The 17062-nt window shown below is 64.9% G+C and carries 13 protein-coding genes; 6 read left to right on the top strand and 7 right to left on the bottom strand.

Annotated elements, in window-relative coordinates:
* The first annotated feature begins 187 nt into the window (after nt 1-187).
* From IPF36_RS18200 to IPF36_RS18185, 4 genes are all read left to right on the top strand, one after another.
* Complete coding sequence (locus tag IPF36_RS18200; protein ID WP_195429442.1) at nt 188-3448, top strand: AAA family ATPase; 3261 nt, start codon at nt 188-190, stop codon at nt 3446-3448.
* Nucleotides 3449-3569: 121 nt separating this feature from the next.
* Nucleotides 3570-4955, top strand: a complete 1386-nt coding sequence (locus IPF36_RS18195; protein ID WP_195429440.1) for an FAD-binding oxidoreductase — start codon at nt 3570-3572, stop codon at nt 4953-4955.
* A gap of 226 nt (nt 4956-5181) precedes the next feature.
* The gene (locus IPF36_RS18190; protein WP_195429438.1) at nt 5182-5535 is read left to right on the top strand and encodes a hypothetical protein; all 354 of its coding nucleotides are present in this window, start codon (nt 5182-5184) and stop codon (nt 5533-5535) included.
* Between the two features lie 676 nt (nt 5536-6211).
* On the top strand, nt 6212-7024 hold the full coding sequence (locus IPF36_RS18185) for an SDR family NAD(P)-dependent oxidoreductase (protein WP_133098109.1): 813 nt from the start codon (nt 6212-6214) through the stop codon (nt 7022-7024).
* 69 nt (nt 7025-7093) lie between these two features.
* On the opposite strand, the gene IPF36_RS18180 is transcribed toward IPF36_RS18185, so the two are convergent.
* Together IPF36_RS18180 and IPF36_RS18175 are read right to left on the bottom strand one after the other, a co-directional pair.
* On the bottom strand, nt 7094-7852 hold the full coding sequence (locus IPF36_RS18180; protein WP_195429436.1) for an SDR family NAD(P)-dependent oxidoreductase: 759 nt from the start codon (nt 7850-7852) through the stop codon (nt 7094-7096).
* 292 nt (nt 7853-8144) lie between these two features.
* Nucleotides 8145-9161: an AraC family transcriptional regulator gene (locus IPF36_RS18175; RefSeq protein WP_133098075.1), complete on the bottom strand. Its 1017-nt coding sequence runs from the start codon at nt 9159-9161 to the stop codon at nt 8145-8147.
* A gap of 126 nt (nt 9162-9287) precedes the next feature.
* On the opposite strand from IPF36_RS18175, the gene IPF36_RS18170 reads away from it, so the two are divergent.
* Nucleotides 9288-10016 (top strand): SDR family NAD(P)-dependent oxidoreductase, encoded by a 729-nt coding sequence (locus IPF36_RS18170; RefSeq protein ID WP_133098076.1) that lies wholly within the window; start codon nt 9288-9290, stop codon nt 10014-10016.
* A 93-nt stretch (nt 10017-10109) separates the two neighbouring features.
* On the top strand, nt 10110-11168 hold the full coding sequence (locus IPF36_RS18165) for an AraC family transcriptional regulator (protein WP_195429434.1): 1059 nt from the start codon (nt 10110-10112) through the stop codon (nt 11166-11168).
* 128 nt (nt 11169-11296) lie between these two features.
* Here IPF36_RS18165 and IPF36_RS18160 read toward each other — a convergent pair whose 3' ends face one another.
* The 5 genes from IPF36_RS18160 to IPF36_RS18140 form a co-directional block, all read right to left on the bottom strand.
* Nucleotides 11297-12157, bottom strand: coding sequence for an SDR family oxidoreductase (locus IPF36_RS18160; protein ID WP_133098078.1), 861 nt, complete (start codon nt 12155-12157; stop codon nt 11297-11299).
* A gap of 35 nt (nt 12158-12192) precedes the next feature.
* The gene (locus tag IPF36_RS18155) at nt 12193-13212 is read right to left on the bottom strand and encodes an NADP-dependent oxidoreductase (protein WP_195429432.1); all 1020 of its coding nucleotides are present in this window, start codon (nt 13210-13212) and stop codon (nt 12193-12195) included.
* Nucleotides 13213-13289: 77 nt separating this feature from the next.
* The gene (locus IPF36_RS18150; RefSeq protein ID WP_243737079.1) at nt 13290-14552 is read right to left on the bottom strand and encodes a serine hydrolase; all 1263 of its coding nucleotides are present in this window, start codon (nt 14550-14552) and stop codon (nt 13290-13292) included.
* A 258-nt stretch (nt 14553-14810) separates the two neighbouring features.
* Nucleotides 14811-15788, bottom strand: coding sequence for a tripartite tricarboxylate transporter substrate binding protein (locus tag IPF36_RS18145; RefSeq protein ID WP_195429430.1), 978 nt, complete (start codon nt 15786-15788; stop codon nt 14811-14813).
* 258 nt (nt 15789-16046) lie between these two features.
* Nucleotides 16047-17057: an AraC family transcriptional regulator gene (locus tag IPF36_RS18140; RefSeq protein WP_195429428.1), complete on the bottom strand. Its 1011-nt coding sequence runs from the start codon at nt 17055-17057 to the stop codon at nt 16047-16049.
* Nucleotides 17058-17062: the final 5 nt, after the last annotated feature.

The following is a 17062-nucleotide window of genomic DNA, read 5'->3' as shown; positions in this document are numbered from 1 at the left end:
GCGGGGGGAGGGAGTGAACTGCTTGTCCCGCTGTTGCCCGGATGGGACGCACCAACGCGAGTATAGTCACGAATGACGCTCGCGCAGGCTGGGGGCGTTGGAGAGTTCCGCACGAGCGCTACCGCAGTGCGCACCGCAAGCCGCCTGCAGGAGTTCCCCATCGCTATGTGCCGCATTGCGCTCCAGCATGACTGCCCAGGCCCGCTTCTCCGTCCATTTGTTTGGCGAGTTCCAGCTCGACGGCGCTGACGCGCCCCGGTTTAGCGCAAACGCGCCCCGCTTGCAGTCGCTGCTCGCCTGCCTTGTCCTGCATCGTGACGCACCGCTGACGCGGCAGCAGCTCGCCTTACTGTTCTGGCCTGATTCCTCGCAGACGCAGGCGCGCAACGCCCTGCGTCAACTGCTGTTTCAGCTGCGCAAGGCCTGGCCGGAGGCTGATCAGTTTATCCATGCCGATGCGCAATCGGTGCGATGGCTGCCCGATTCGGCGCTCGACGTCGACGTGGCGCAGTTCCAGTCCGCGCTTGCGGCTGCGGCAAGGGCCTTGAGGCACGGCGACGCAGGCGCTGAAGAAGCGCTGCTGACGCATGCCGCGGATCTCTATCGCGGTGACCTGCTGGCCAACTGCTATGACGAGTGGATCCATCCCGAGCGCGAAAGGTTGCGCGAACAGTGCATCGCGGCGCTCGCGCGCCTCGGTCAACTGAGTGAGGAGCGGCGAGACTATGCCAAGGCGTTGAAGTACACACAGCAGTTGCAGCGGCTCGATCCGTGCCGGGAACCCACCTGCCTGGCGCTGATGCGCCTGCATGCGCTGAACCACGATCACGCATCGGCCATGCGCGCCTATCGTAGCTGTGTGGAGACGCTCGCTCGCGAACTGAGCGTCCTGCCGGGCGAGCCCCTGCGCGAGGCCTATGCACGGCTGGCTGCGCAGGACGCCTCAATGCAGCGCCAGCGCCCGCGGGACGCGATGCTGCCAATGATCGGCCGGCATGACGAATGGCGCCGGCTGCTTGAAGTCTGGCAGCGCACCCAGCTGGGGGACAAGCAGTTTGTCCTGATCCTCGGCGAAGCCGGCATCGGCAAATCGCGCCTGGCGGAGGAATTGCTCGTCCATCTGGCCGAGCAAGGCATCACTGTGGCGCATGCGCGCGCCTATGCGGCCGAGGGCCAGCTCGCGTTTGCGCCGGTGACCGGCTGGCTGCGCAGTCCTGGCCTGAGTGGCGCAATCGGCAAGCTCGACAGGGTGTGGCTGACCGAAGTCACGCGCCTGTTGCCCGAACTGCTCACGCAGCAATCCGGACTGTCGCCGCCGTCGCCTCTTACCGAATACTGGCAGCGCCAGCGGTTCTTCGAGGCGCTTGCACGGGCGGTGCTTGCGCCCTGCGGGCCGTTGTTGCTGCTGCTGGACGACCTGCAATGGTGCGACGGCGAGACGCTCGAATGGCTGCGCTTCCTGATGCGTTTCGACGCGGCCGCAAAGCTGATGGTGGTCGCAACGGCGCGCCCCGAGGAAATCATGCCGCGACACGCTTCGAACCGGCTGCTGGACGCACTACGCCGCGACGATCAGCTCATCGAGATCTCATTGGCAACACTCGATGCCGCCGAAACGGCAAAGGTAGCAGCCCAGATCCTGAACCGACCACTGGCCGACGCGGAGGCAACCCGGCTGTTCAAGGAGAGCGAGGGTAACCCGCTGTTTGCGATCGAAATGATGCGGGCTCGCTCCGACTCGATGCCGGTCGGGAACGCACAGGGCGGCATGGCGTCGAAGTTGCCGCCCAAGGTTTACACCATCATCTCGAACCGGCTGGCGCAGCTTTCCCCCGGCGCTCGCGATATCGTCGGGGTTGCCGCAATCATTGGACGGGCATTCACGACCGACATCCTTGCCCAGGCCAGCGACCTCGGCGATGCTGCCCTGGCAGGGGCGCTGGACGAGCTGTGGCAGCGGCGCATCGTGCGCCAGACCGACGGTAGCGGCCTGGCTTTTGACTTCAGCCATGACAAGATCCGCGACGTGGCATACGCCGAAGTAAGCCCGCTGCAGCGCCGCCGCCTGCATTTGCGCGTGGCGCGAGCGCTCGAGCAGGCGCCGGGCGATGGGCCCGACTTGGCAAGCGCGCAGATCGCGTGGCACTATGCGCAGGCGGGCCTGCCAGCCGAGGCGGCGGCATTCTATCGGCGCGCGGCGGCCGTTGCGCAAAGTGTTTATGCCTATGACGATGCCATCGCATTGCTGATGCGCGGCCTGGTGCAAGCGGACCGGATTGCCGATCCGCAGGAGCGCGCCAGTCAGTCGCTGGCCCTGCAACTCGACCTTGCGCCACCGATTCGCATCGCCCGGGGCTGGGCCGCCCCCGAACTGGAGGCGCCGCTGCGACGCGCGGTGGAACTGAGCCGGCTGGCGGGTGACACCAGCCAGCAGGCACGCGCCCAGGTCAGTCTTTCATTTTTTCTGGCGGTGAGGGCGGAACTTGCACAGGCACGCAGCCTGAGCGAGGAACTGATTGCGAGGTTGGGGCCGCTGGGCTCCGATACTTACTCGGTGATGGCATGGACCAACGTCATGGGTAGCCTGGTCCAGCAAGGCGACTGGATGGCCGCCGAGCCCGCATATCAACGTGCGCACCGCGCTTATGACGAAACCCAGCACGCGGAGCATACGTCCCTGATGGGCGGTAACTTCGGCGTGCTGGCCGCAGCGTGGTCGGCGCACGCATTGTGGTTCGGCGGGCTTGCCGATCAGGCCCTTCAGCGTGGACACGAAGCGCTGGGGGCGGCGAACCGGGTAGCGCACCCGTTCTCCCAGGCGCTCGCGCTGTCATACCTCGCGACGCAGCATGCGCTGCGACGTGAGCACGGTCTCACGCTGCGCTATGCCCGCCAGGCGCACGAGATTGCCGACCAGTACCACGTTGGCTACTACCTCGCGTGGTCAGGCATGCTGCTCGCCTGGGCCAATGCGAAACAGTCTCCTGGCGCCGACGCGGTGGCGTCGATGCAGGCGGCGATCGAGGATTTTCACGCGACGGGTGCACGCCTGCGCCTGCCGCTCTACCTGGCCATGCTGGCTGAATGCCTGGGCGACGCAGGCGAGACCGAGGCTGCGTTGGCGGCCCTTGACCAGGCGCTCGAATGCGCCGGGCGCACGGGCGAGCACTGGATGGATGCCGAACTGCACCGTCTGCGCGGTGAATTGTTGCTGCGCAGCAGTGCCGATCTTGCCGCAGCCGAGTCTTCGCTGATGCAGGCGATCGAGATCGCCACAGCCCAACGCGCGCTGCCGCTGGAACTGCGTGCAGCCCTGTCGTGGGCAACGCTGCGAACCTCGCAGGGGCGCGTCGATCCGCATAAGGTGGTCGAGGCGCCGCTTGCGCGATGCACCGAGGGCTTCGATCAGCCCGACATCGTCAGCGCGCGGGCGTTACTCGCGCGTTAGTTCCGGCTCGGCCACCGCGCGCCGGTGGAGCGGCAGGATCCCCCATGTAACGGCTCACCTAACGCTTTCGAAACGCCCGGGTTGCTAAAACTCCTGCATACCAGCCGGACAGGAGGCAACCATGGCAGCTTCATTGAGCGAACCCGTCGCAACCGCACTCAAGGCGCATTTCCGGGGACAGCTGATTCAGCCGGGTGAGGCGGCTTACGACCAGGCGCGCGCCGTGTACAACGGCATGATCGACAAGCATCCCGCGATCATCGCGCGCTGCGTCGATGTGGCGGACGTCATCGCAGCGGTCAACGCCGCGCGCGACGGCCGGATGCTGCTGGCCGTGCGTGGCGGCGCGCACAATGGCGCCGGGCTGGGCACCTGCGATGGTGGACTGGTGATCGACCTGTCGCCAATGAAGGGCGTGCTTGTCGACGCCGCACGCAAGACGTTGCGGGTTGGCGGTGGCTGCACCTGGGGCGACGTGGATCACGCCGCCAGTGCCTATGGGCTGGCAACGCCGAGTGGTTTTATCTCGACCACCGGTGTAGGTGGACTGACGCTCGGTGGCGGCATCGGCTACCTCAGCCGCGCCTACGGCCTGACGATCGACAATCTGCTCAGCGCCGAGGTTGTGCTGGCCGACGGGCGCGTCGTCACCGCAAGCGAAGAGGAAAATGCCGACCTGTTCTGGGCGTTGCGCGGTGGCGGTGGCAACTTTGGCGCGGTGACATCGTTCGAGTTCAAGGCGCATCCCGTTGCGACGGTCTATGGCGGCCCGATGCTGTGGCCGATGGAGCAGGCACGCGAGCTGATGACATGGTGGCGCGACTTCATCCTGAGCGCGCCGCAGCACATCAACGGCTGGTTCGGTTTCGTCACCGTGCCGCCGGCGGCGCCTTTCCCGGAGGAAGTCCACCTGCAGAAGATGTGTGCCGTGGTGTGGTGCTACACCGGGCCGCTCGACCAGGCCGAAACGCATTTCCGTGCGATTCGCGAGGTCATGCCGCCAGCGGTGGACTTCGCCGGCCCAATCCCCTGGCCTGTCCTGCAGAGCCTGTTCGATGGACTGTATCCGGCTGGCTTGCAGTGGTACTGGAAAGCCGACTTCGTCAGCGACCTGAGCGACAAAGCCATCGATCTGCACATCAAGTACGCGCAGCAGTTGCCGTCGATGCACTCGACCATGCACCTGTATCCGATCAATGGTGCCGCGCATCGTGCCGGTTGCGGCGACACGGCCTTCAGCTACCGCGATGCCAACTTTGCCAGCGTGATTGTCGGCGTGGATCCCGACCCGGCCAACAACGATCGCATCGTGCAGTGGGCGAAGGACTACTGGCTGGCGCTGCATCCGTACTCTGCTGGCGGCGGCTATATCAACATGATGATGGATGAGGGCGATGACAACGTGAGGGCGTCCTATCGCGACAACTATGCGCGGCTGGCGCAGATCAAGCGCAAATACGACCCGGCCAACCTGTTCCGCGTGAACCAGAACATCAGGCCTGCCTGACACAACAAGCTAGCGCCCCGAGGAAGGGCCCGCCTTTCCCCGCGCATGCGTACTAACTGATCCATGATTCCGGCGCAACGCCGCTGCCACGAGATGGCAGCCGGCCCGCGCCAGGCAACGGCTTGCACGGCAGAGGCGATCCCGTGCGGCCCGCGACGTTCCCTGTGATCGCCTGTAGAAGAGTGCCGTCGCGGCAACGCCGCCGGCACCCCTGTTGGAGATAGCAATGCATAAGAAACTCGCCAAGACCCTGCTTGCCACTGCCGCACTTGCCGCCGGGCTCAGCCAGACCGCCCACGCCGGTTCATACGCTGATGCACTGATCGTTGCCACGCCGGAACACAGCGGCCAGCGCGACGTCTTTACCGAGGGCGCGCGCGGTCTGGCCAGCGAGGCCACCATGCTGCCCGTCGTCGCATATCAGGGCAGGTTCGTGTGCGCGGTCCGTGGCTTTGATCCGCACCGGGACGGCATGCGCAAGCCTGATCCTTACACCGATGGCGCCCGCATCAGCTCGCGCGACGGCTTCACCGACGGCGCGCGCGGCGAGGCGCGCGACAGCGGCGAGTGCCTGACCTGAGCGGTGCAAGGCAATGGAGCAACGTTCAGCCCGATGTCCGTCGGGCTTTGGCGAGGGCAATCTGCCTACCTAAGGGAGCACTTAGGGGCGGCATGCATCACTGACCAGGGCGGAAAACACCGTGCGCGTCTTGCCATTATTGACCACATAGGGATCAGGTCTTGTCGTCTGGACTTCTATCGCCGTGACAACTACCCTGCTTGGAATCGCTGGTCCGCCGTTGCGGCGACCGGCGCTTCTTTTTCCGCATATGGGGAGCAGGGGGCCGATGTCCTGGTCATGGGACACATCCCATCACTTGCCCTGCCCCAAACTGTCAATCCTGTGCCCCGGATTGTCAACTCAAGTGGTCGTCATCCCTGGATACTTGCTGGGCTTGCATGCGATGGCGCGTCTCGTTGCGCCCTCCGCCTGACTAGCCATCTTCCGGCCGGCATGGAATTTCCCATCCGAATCCGCAGAAGGAGACCCATGAGCAAGACAAGCAGCGAGCCGACGTACTTGCCAGTTTCGAACGTGTCGCTGCGCTGGCGCGGGACTGGGATCTCGCGGGCTTTCGGGACGTGATGCGGCGGCATCACGAACTGTATCCGGCCGCCACTAGCGGCGGCCCGACCCACAACACGCGCGGCACGCGCAGGGCATGGATCCGGCGCAGCTTCGCAAGGAGACGACATTGGAACTGAAGGACAAAGTAGCCATCATCACCGGGGCTGGCCAGGGTGGCGGCGAAGGCATCGCGCACGTGCTGGCGCGGGAAGGGGCCAGGATCGCCGTGGTTGACCTGAACCTTGAGGCGGCCCGGCGCGTCGCTTCCAGCCTCGATCCGGAGGGAAAGCGTGCCATTGCCATCCGCGCCGACGTCAGCAAGAAGGCCGAAGCGCAAGCCATGGCCACCCAGACCCTCGAGGCGTTCGGTGCCATCGACATCCTGGTCAACAATGCCGGCGTGGGTGGGGCCTCCGCCCTGGTCTGCGACGTGACCGAGGAGAACTGGGACCGCGTGATGGGGGTGAATGCCAAGGGCATCCTGTTCTGCTGCCAGGCGGTCATCCCGGCAATGAGGGCGCAGGGGAAGGGCAAGATCGTCAATATCGATTCGATCGCCGGCATTCGCATGGCGTACTTCAGCAGCGTCGATTACACCGCCTCCAAGCATGCGGTAACGGGACTGACCCAGCATCTTGCATGGGAGTTGGCCGACCAGCGCATCAACGTCAATGCGGTATGTCCCGGCGGCATCCGGACGCCTGCGATCGAAGCATACGCAAGCCCCGAAAAGCGCGAGGCCCTGATCCGGCGCACGGTACCGCTGGGCCGGTTCTGCGAGCCCTCGGAGATCGGTGAAGCGGTGTCCTTTCTCGCCAGCGAGCGCGCGGACATGATCACGGGCCAGATGCTGGCGGTGGACGGCGGCACCCTTACCGGCTACGGCGAGGATCTGCGTGCGGTGTTGCGCCAGCGGCTCCAGGAAGGCAACAGCCACTGAGGCCGGCAGCAAGCCGCGGGCCCCGCTTCGTCCAGGGGCCCGCAGGTCAACCCGCCGATGGCGGCGAAGTCAGTAGTGGATGATGCCCGGCGTCCCGCCGCCGACTGCGATGGCCTCACCGTTGATTGCCACGCTCAATGGCGAGGCGAGGAAGGTCACCACGCAAGCGACCTCGCTGGCATCGACCATGCGGCCAAGGGAACTCCTGGTCGCCGCCCATGCCTCGGTTGCCGCGTCGGTCTTCTCGGTGCGCGTTGGCCCGGGATGGACCGCCGTGACATTGATGCCTTTCGGGCCAAGTTCGTCAGCAAGGTTCTTGGTGATGGCCGCCACGCCGACGTTGCGCAGTGTGGCGACGGGCCGGCCCGTGTGGTAAATCGCCAGGCCACCGATATTGATGATGCGGCCCCAGCCATTCGCGGCGAGATGCGGGGCCAGCGCCCGCGCGGTGCGAAGGTAGCCGATGACCTTGATGTCGATGTCTTCGAGCGCTTGCGCATCGACGATCTCGTCGAGCCGCGTGGCTGGCGAAATGCCGCCCGGCATGGCCGCAGCATTGATCAGGATATCGATGCCGCCCAGGGCTTCAATGGCCCGCGCCACCATGGCGTCGACGGAAGCCTTGTCGGCGGTGTCGACCGTGAGCGGCACAATGCGGCGGCCGGTCAGCGCCGCAAGTTCCGCGGCGGTCGCTTCCAGCGCTTCTTTCGCGCGAGCGGCGAGCACGACGTCCACCCCTTCCTGCGCGAGCTGAAGGGCAATCGTCTTGCCAATGCCGCGGCTGCCGCCGGTCACGATTGCACGCTTGCCTTCTAACTTCAGGTCCATGATCTCTCCGATTTCCTTCAATGGCTTTGGGGCGATCGTGCCATGAACACGTCGCCCCCTGGTCGCTTTGGGTCAACGCGTACACGGCCATCCGTTTCGTCGAGCGGGACCAGCAGGTGGCGGCACGTGACGACGTCGGCATCGGGACAAAGGTGGCTCATGTCGGCACCCCGACCAGTACACGCCCTTGCTCCAGCGCGCACGCGTCCATGATTTGCATCGAATACACCTCGTGTTCCGTTTCGACCCGGACGCATGCCAGCCGCGGCGCACCTGATGCCACTGCGCAGCACTAGCGCGTATTTTCCGGTGCCGGTGGTTGACGGCGCCACGCCGACACGCTGCAGCCGAAGCGCATGGAGAACCACCGGGAGAAGGCACTGAGCGAGGAAAAGCCCATCAGGATCGCAACCTCCGACAGCGGTCGTTCGCTGTTCTTCACGTACCTCGTGACGAGATCGACCCTGACTGCATCGACGACGGCCAGGTAGTTCTGTCCATAGGCAGCCAGATGGCGATGCATCGTCTTGCGGTCGATGCCAAGCTGCCGGGCCACCTGTTCGGCCCCGCACTCGCCGGCTGGCAACAGCGCGAATACCAGCTTCCGTACCTTGTCGGGCATGGTGGAGCCGGATTGCGCCAGCTTGATATCCAGGAATTCGCGCGCATGCCGGCCCAGCGCCGGATCCGAGGCTGCGCCAGCCACGTCGAGATCGGAGGCAGCCAGCACGATGCCATCGAAATCCTGGCGGAATCGCACCGGTACACCGAACACGCGCCGATGCGTGGCAAGGCTGGCTGGCGCGGCGTGGCTGAAGCAGACGCTGCGTGGCTTCCATGCCGACCCGGCAAGCAGCTTGAACAACCGGAACCAGAGGCAAATGACGAATTCCGTCGATTGCCGCATAGAACCTTCCACGGACACGAGGAGTTCAAGCCTGACAAGCGCGGCGTCCCCGACCGTCTCGATGCGCAAATCGATACCTTCGTTGAGCAAATGCAGATAGCGCGCCATCGCATCCAGCGCATTGCGCAGCGTGGCGCCCTCGCGCATCACCGTCCACAGGGGGCCCTGTGTTGTCAGTTGACGGGCTTCCGCCACGCGTAGCCCAAGATCTTCCAGGCCGGCAAGCTGCGCCGAATCTTCCAGCAACTGCGTGACCGACTTCGCCGGCACCCGCATTTCCGGGTCCACCAGGGCCGTCGGGCTGATACCCGCCTGCCGGAGTTGGCGGTAGGGATCCAGGCCGAGTTGGCGGGCCACGTCGACAAACTCCGTCAGGTTCACGTGTTGCAGCAGCGTCGACATAGGAGTTCCCCCAAGGTGCCCCAAAATGTAAAGTCGCTGCCCCGGAATGTCAATGCATCGCGCGGCGGTTCTTCGATACTTGCATCGACCCTTCTGCTTCCGCAAAGCGAGACTGAGAGACTGACAATGAGCCAGATCGACCCCAACCTGCTCAAGGACAAAGTTGCCGTGATCACCGGCGCGGGCCGCGGCATCGGACGCACCATTGCACTGGCCTATGCCAGCGCCGGTGCTGCGGTGGTATGCAGCGCCCGCAGCGAGGCCGACATCGGGCAGACAGCCGCGCTGATCCGCGAAGCGGGTGGCCGGGCCATTGCCCAGACCGTAGACGTGGCGGACTACGAGACCGTCGCGAGCCTGTTCCGGCGCGCCAGCGATACCTTTGGCGGTGTCGATATCGTCGTGGCCAATGCCGGTGTCGCGCTCGAGCAGCGCAGGATCGCTGACGGCGATCCCGCGCTCTGGCGCAAGACCATCGATATCAACCTGACCGGTGCCTACCACACTGCCCATGCCGCCATTCCCCACCTGCGGCGCCGCGGCACCGGCAAGATCATCATGATCGGTTCCGGCCAGCGCAAGCGGCCCAACGCGGGCTTTTCGGCCTACTCGTGCTCCAAGAGCGGCCTGTGGATGCTTACCCAGTCGCTGGCGTTGGAGCTCCAGGAGGACAACATCAGCGTCAATGAGCTGATACCGGGGCCGGTCAGGACCGACATGACGCGCGACGTTGCCGTGCCGCCCGGCGAATGGTTCAAGGATCCCGCGGACGTCGTCCCGCTTGCCCTGTTCCTGGCCGGCATGCCCGATTTCGGCCCCAGCGCGCAGAGCTACAGCCTGATGCGCCGCGCCTGACGCCAAGGTGGGCGACAGACCCGGCGCAGACACAGTTCCCGCGACAACCGCCGCTGCAATGGCCTTGCAGCCGCTGCCCGTGCAAGGAGGCCCATGAGCCGTTTGGTCCGCAGTGCCACGCTGACGCGCTATACCGAGGTGGCCCGCTCGGTTGGGGTGGATCCACTGCAAATCCTGGCAAAAGTGGGGCTGCCGCCAAGCTGCCTGGACGCCGGCGACAACCTGGTCTGCGCCAGCGCAGTCTGCCGGCTTCTCGAAATGACCGCCGCAGCCTCCGATGCCGAAGACTTCGGCCTGCGCATGGGGGAGGGCCGTCAACTATCGGTTCTCGGGCCCCTCGGCATGGCCGTGCGTGATTCGCGGACGCTGCGCGATGCGCTTGGTGCGATGGTGCGCTACATCACGCTGCACAGCGAGGCTCTGTTCCTCGGCGTGGAGGAACGGGAGGGCGCTCTTGTCATCCGCGTGTCGCTGATGGTCGAGCATTCCGGGCCGACACGCCAGGCCGACGAAATGGTAGTGCTTTCGCTTTACCGGATGCTCCAGGAACTGATCGGTCCACGGTGGCGCGCGCGCCGTATCTGCCTTTCGCATGGCGCCCCAAGCAATCCGGCATCGCACGCGCGCGTGTTCGGCCGGCCGGTGGATTTCGGTTGCGACTTTACCGGCATTGTCTGCGATCTGAAGGACATGGAGGCAGTGCCGTGCTCCGCGCGCCCGGAGCTGGCGCAGTACGCGCATGCCTATCTGGACTCGCTGACTGCGCGTGCGGCCCTGTCCATGACCGAAAAAGTCCGGCGCATGGTGCTGTCCTTGCTCCCTTCGGGAAACTGCAGTGTGGAGCGCGTCGCCAGCCAGCTTGGTGTCGACCGGCGCACGGTCCACCGCAAGCTGCTGCAGGAAGGCTCGACCTTCAGCAGCATTCTCGATGAGGTCCGGGCCTCGCTGGCGGTGCAGTATCTCCGGCATGCGGAACGCCCGGTCAGCTACGTGGCCGTGTTGCTCGGGTTTTCGATGCAGAGCGCGTTCTCGCGCTGGTTCCGCGATCATTTTGGCTGCAGCCCCAGTGCATGGCGCAGCGATGGCGCGCAGTCGGCCGGGCCCGTTGCACGGCAAGTGCTGGTGGCGGCAAGCACGGAGCAGCGCGTCTAGAACCGAATTGCCCAGGCCACCCGTGCCTTGACTGATTCGCGCAAGAGCGGCGAGCACGCCGCTGCCTGCAGCACCGCATCTTCCGCGGACCAGACCTGCGCCTCACCGTCGAAGCGCGGCTGGATGGATCATGCCGGGGGCGCTCCGGTGGCGATGGCAGGTGCGCGCTCCAGTGCGCCGAGAATCCGCGCGAATCGCGCTTCCAGCCGCGGCCGCATGCGTGTCGGCGTGAAGATATAGAACTCGCCCGCGCGAATGGCCTCCAGTGCCTGGCTGGCCACCAGTTCCGGCGCCGTGCCAGCGGCAATACTGGCCTTGAACGATTCGCTGGCATGGCTTGAGCGTGCGGCGATGAGGGTCTTCACCGGACCCGGACAAAGCACCGAGACGCCAATGCCGGTGCCGTCGAGCTCCTGCTCTAGTGCCTCGCAGAGGGCCACGACGCTGTATTTGGTGGCTGCGTACGCTCCCATCGGAAAGTTGCCGTTCACCCAGAAGCCAGCGCCTGACGCCGTTGCGACGAAATGGGCTGGCTCGCCGTGCCGCCGCAGCAGCGGCAGGAAGTGACGGATGCCGTGAATCACGCCAAACACGTTGATGCCGAACGCGCGTGTCCAGTCCTGCTCGGACAGCGATGCCAGTTCGCCGCTCATATCGATGCCGGCATTGTTGAAGACCAGGTGGATGCGCCCCAGTTTTGCCGCGAACTCCGCCGCCGCATCGCGCACGTCCGCGTCGGAGGAAACATCCAGTACGCGCGTGCAGATGCGCCTGCCGGTCGATGCGAGCCGCTCGCGTGCAGCGTCAAGTCCGTGCGCGTCGATGTCGGCCAGCGCAAGGTCGGCACCGCGCGCCGCCAGTGTATCGGCCAGTGCGAGGCCGATGCCGGACGCGGCGCCCGTGATGATTGCCGTCTTGCCCTGAAAGTCCTGAAGGCGGGGTCGCGCGTCCGGCAGGGATTCGTAGCTGTCGATGTCAGGATGAATCATGGATGTCGCAAGTAAGGACTGAGGGGCCGCGGCATTCAGCCGATGACGGATTCGGGGGCAAGGCGGACAAGCTGCTTGCCGATGTTCTTGCCGGTAAACAGGCGGTTCAGGGCGGCGGGCGCCTGCTCGATGCCCTCAATGACGTCGACCCGGTACTTGAGCTGGCCGTCCCTGACCCATTTCGCCATGGCTTCCACGGCTTCGTGGGACCTCGGCCGGTAGTCCGAAATGAGGAACCCTTCGATGCGGGCGCGTTTCATGATGACGTTGCGGAACATCTTCGGGCTCCACCAGTCACCGCTCGCGTTGTAAGTCGAGATCATTCCGCATAGCGCGATACGGGCACCCGGGTTGATCAGTGCCAGCACGGCGTCCATGGTGTCCCCGCCCACGTTCTCGAAATCGATGTCGATGCCGTCCGGGCAGGCGGCGCGAAGGTCGGCAAGCACGTTGCCCGCCTTGTAGTCGATACAGGCATCCAGGCCAAACTCATCCATGACGAACCGGCATTTGCCCTGGCCGCCCGCAACGCCCACCACCCGGCAGCCGAGTATCTTGCCGATCTGGCCGGCGATCGAGCCGACGCCGCCTGCGGCGGCCGACACCACAATGGTTTCGCCAGCCTTGGGCCTGGCAATGTCGAGCATGCCGAAATAGGCCGTCATGCCGGAGCTGCCCAGCACGCTCGCATAGGCATGCAGGGGCAGGCCGTACTCCACCGGGACGCGCCGGGCAGTTCTTGTTACCGAATACTCTTCCCACGCCATGCCGCCTTCGACAATGTCGCCAGGCTTGAAGTCCGGGTGATGGGACTCCACGACCACGCCCATGGTGACGCCGCGCATCACCTCGCCAAGCGCCACCGGGGCCATGTACTGGTCGATATCGCTCATCCAGACGCGGTTGGTCGGCGCCACCATGAGATAGATGTTGCGCACCAGGATCTCGCCGTCCCGCGGTTGTGGCAGCGGCGCTTCCACGAGCTGCAGATCGTTGTCGCCGATATCGCCGACGGGGCGCTGCCTGAGGATCCAGCGCCGGTTCATTGTCTTCATGCTTGCTCCTCCGTAATTCGTGCCTGGCGCCGTGTGTGCGCGGGCCGCACTGCCGGTCGCCGCAATGCGCTCGCTGCTCAGTCTTCCAGCGCGCCGTATACGATGTTGCGTAACAGGGACCGGTATCCGACGCGCGTCGCCAGGTCGTTTTCCTGAAGCATCAGGATGGCGAGCAGCTGCTCTTGCGGATCCGCCCAGAAATAGGTCCCGAGCGCGCCGCCCCAGTAGAAATCGCCGACCGAACCCGGCACCGGGCTCAACCCCCGCGCGGTGCGCACACCCACTGTCAGGCCATGGCCCTGGCCGAGTTCGGGCAATGGTGCGTTGATGCCGAGCCCTGTTGTCGAATTGCCAAAGCGCGTGGACCAGGGCAGGTGGTTGCCAAGCATCAATTCGACGGTCTTCCTGGAGAGCAGGCGCACGTCATCGAGCACACCGCCGTTGAGCAGCATCTGGCAGAACCGCGCGTAGTCGCCGGCCGTGGACAGCAGGCCGGCGCCCCCGGAATGCCAGCGAGGCGGGTCCTGCTCGTCGTAGTCGAACAGGGCGGTGGATTTGCCGGATGCGCCGGAGGGCAGCGCCAGGCCCGCGCCGTCCTGCCTGATCAACCGGAAGCCTGTTGCATGCATGCGCAGTGGCCGCGCCACGCGCTCCGCGACGAAGCGAGCGAGGTCCATGCCCGAGACGATCTCGACAATGCGGCCAAGCACGTCGGTGGACATGCCATATTCGAACACCTCGCCCGGCTGGCATTGCAGCGGGATGGCCGCCAGCTTCGCGACCATCTCGGCATTGGTCTGTCCGGGATCCATCAGGCCGCTATCGCGATACTGGCGCTGCACCAGCGAATCGCCGAATTGCCCGTATGTCAGACCGGAGGTGTGCCGGAACAGGTCGTGAACGTTCATGGCGCGGCGCATGGGTTCGAGCGCAAGGCGGCGCTCCCCGGTGTTCGCATCGGCCGACTCGACGCCGACCTGTAGGCGGGCGAACTCGGGGATGTAGCGTTCGACCGGGTCGTTCAGGGCCAGCCGGCCCTCTTCCATCAATATCAGCGCCGCCACGCCGACGACGGGCCGCGTCATCGCTGCAATGCGGAAGACCGAATTGCGCTGCATCGGACGCGACGGGGTATCCGCATGCTCGAAGCCAAACGCATCGAACCAGGCGATGCGGCCTTTGCGCGCAACAAGCACGACAGCGCCCGGGATCTTGCGCCGGTCGACATCCGCATTGATCACCAACGAGATCGACTGCAGCCGCCGCGCGGACAGCCCCACCTCTTCGGGGGTGTCGGCATAGTCCAGGGCATGGGTGAGAGGCAAAGCAAGCTCCTGCAAGGTTCGGCGGAGTGAGGGGCGGCGGTGCGCGGTGCGCTGTGCCGTGAGGTATGTGTGCCGATTCTAGGCAGACGGTCGGCCTGGCGATTGATGATAGGGGTCTTTGCCGTGACCGCCGGGGACATTGCGCAAGCGGGTGTCGATGGAGATCGGGGAGGAGGGAGCGATCGGCGAAGGTTGAAGAATCGCGCCGATCGTCGCGATGGCCTAAAGCTCCGGCAGGAAGGAAACAGCCAACGCCGCCAGAGCCGCTGACAGTCAGGGCTGGATGTTATTGGCCTTCACGATGGCGGCATTGCGATCGTATTCGGCGCGCAAGGCCTGACCAAGCTGAGCCAGGGTTTGCGCTGGCACGGTCTCGAAGCCGAGCCCGAGAATCCGGTCCTGCACCTTGGACGTCGAGGCTGCCTTGTAGACGGCAGCCTGGATCTTCTGGACCACGTCTGACGGCACCCTGGACGATACGAACACGCCCGCCCAGTTGTTGAAGTCAATGTCCGGATAGCCCAGCTCGGCAAAGGTCGGGACCTGTGGCAGCAGCGGCGAACGCTGTTTCGCGGCCAGGGCATAGGCCTGCAGCTTGCCGGCCTTGATCATCGGCAGCGAGGTCACCATCCCGTCGTACATCACGGCGATCTGTCCGCCCATGACCTGTGTCAGCGCCGGCGGAGAGCCGGCAAAAGGCACGTGCTGCAGATCCATGCCAGCTTTCTGGTTCATGATCAGACCGGCATAGTGGGCGACCGTGCCTGCGCTGTAGGAAGCAAAACTGAGCTGGCCCGAATGGGCCTTCGCATAGCTGACCAGGCCTGGCAGGTCCTTGGGCGGCAGGCTCGTCGACCCGACCAGCACGAGGGTCGACCTGGCCACTGCGGCCACGGGCTTCACGTCCTTTATTGGATCGAAGGACGTCTTCATCACATGCGGGATTTCCGTGAGCACGTTGGTGGTCGACACCAGGATGGTCTGCCCGTCAGCCGGCGCCGCCAGCATGGTGTTGATCGCAATGCTGCCGCCGGCGCCCGGCTTGTTATCGACCAACACGGGCTGGCCGAGTTCCGCCGTGAGCGCTTCGGACAGCACGCGTGCCAGCACATCCATGGTGCCGCCGGCAGGCGCAGGGATCAGTACCCGGACCGGCTTGTTGGTCCATGCCATGGCGACGGGCATGGACAGGGCCAGGACAGCGCAAACGGCGGCGCGGCGCACGCAGTTCAGGGCAGGGCGGATTTGCATAGATGTCTCCCCGTTATGGGTGTGGGCTCGAAATGGGTGCCATTGACGACGGAAGTCGTGCGAGAAGTATGAGCGGTCGATGCAAAGCCTCTTAACATTCGGGGGCAAATACTTGACATTTCGGGACAGTTAGGGAAAGCCCAATGGGGGCCTTCGGGCCGCGTGCAGGAACACGAGAAGATGCCGGCGAACATGATCGCCACCGTTAGTTGAGAGACCGGCGTCGGAGTGGCGAATAAAGCCGCATAGGCACGCGGCTCATCTCAAGCTTCGCAGCTTCGTGCTGCGCCACTGCGTCGGCGTCATGCCGAACTGCGCCGTGAACCAGCGGACGAACGAGCCATAAGCAGAGTAGCCAAGCGATTCGGCAATGCGTCCAAGCGAGTAACTTCTGTTGTCCATATAGTGGGTAACGAGATCGCGCCGTACGCCATTGACCATGTCTGAGAAGACCTTTCCAGCGCCTTCGAGTTGGCGCTGCAGTGTACGCACGTTCATCCCCAGGCCCTGAGCAACCTGCTCGATCGTCGCGCGTCCGGCCGGAAGCATCAGATAGATGGCCTTGCGCACCTCGAGCACAATCGATGGCTCGTTGGCGCCCGGCAGGCCTGCAAGCAGGCGTTGCGCATGGCGTGCCATGACCGGGTCGGCAATCGGGTTGGGCAAGTCCAGGTCGGCAGCGCGGCAGATCAAGCCATTGAAAGCGCTTGCAAACTCCAGCTTCCCCCCGAAGATGCGGCGGTGCAGCCGCAGATCATCGGGAGCGTCATGAGTGAAATGGACGCTGAGGGGATGCCAGGACGTGCCGATCAGTGTGCTGCACATGCGTGACAGTGTGCCCAGTGCCAGCTCGACGGACTGCATGGTCGGCCCGGCCTCATCCGCGACGACGTCCTCACGCACGATGACCTTCCTGCCGGTCTCCTCAATACGGATGACCAGGAATTCATTCATCAGGTGGCGATACTGAACCATGGTTCCAAGCGCGTCGCGCAGCGTTCTTTGATGCGTGAGCAATACGCTGACGACGCCGAGGTCGGACAGCTGCCACAGGTCGGCCATACGCAGCCCGAACGTCGGGCATTGCGTGAGTCGCGCTGACTCTTCCAGCAAGGTTACGGCGGCACTTCCGGAAATCCAGTGTTCCGGGTCTGCAAGCATCTCGCTGCTCAACCCCAGCTTGCGCAGCAACGGCCGCGGTTCAAGGTCCAGTTGCTTCGCAACCTTGAAATAGTGGGTCAGCACGCCAGTGCGAATCAATGTGCTCATTGCCT

It is taken from the genome of Cupriavidus sp. IK-TO18 (genome assembly GCF_015549295.1).
In the GTDB taxonomy this organism is placed as follows: domain Bacteria; phylum Pseudomonadota; class Gammaproteobacteria; order Burkholderiales; family Burkholderiaceae; genus Cupriavidus; species Cupriavidus oxalaticus_A.
The sequence above is the reverse complement of the archived record's forward strand: the minus strand, read 5'-3'. Positions and strand labels throughout refer to the sequence as shown.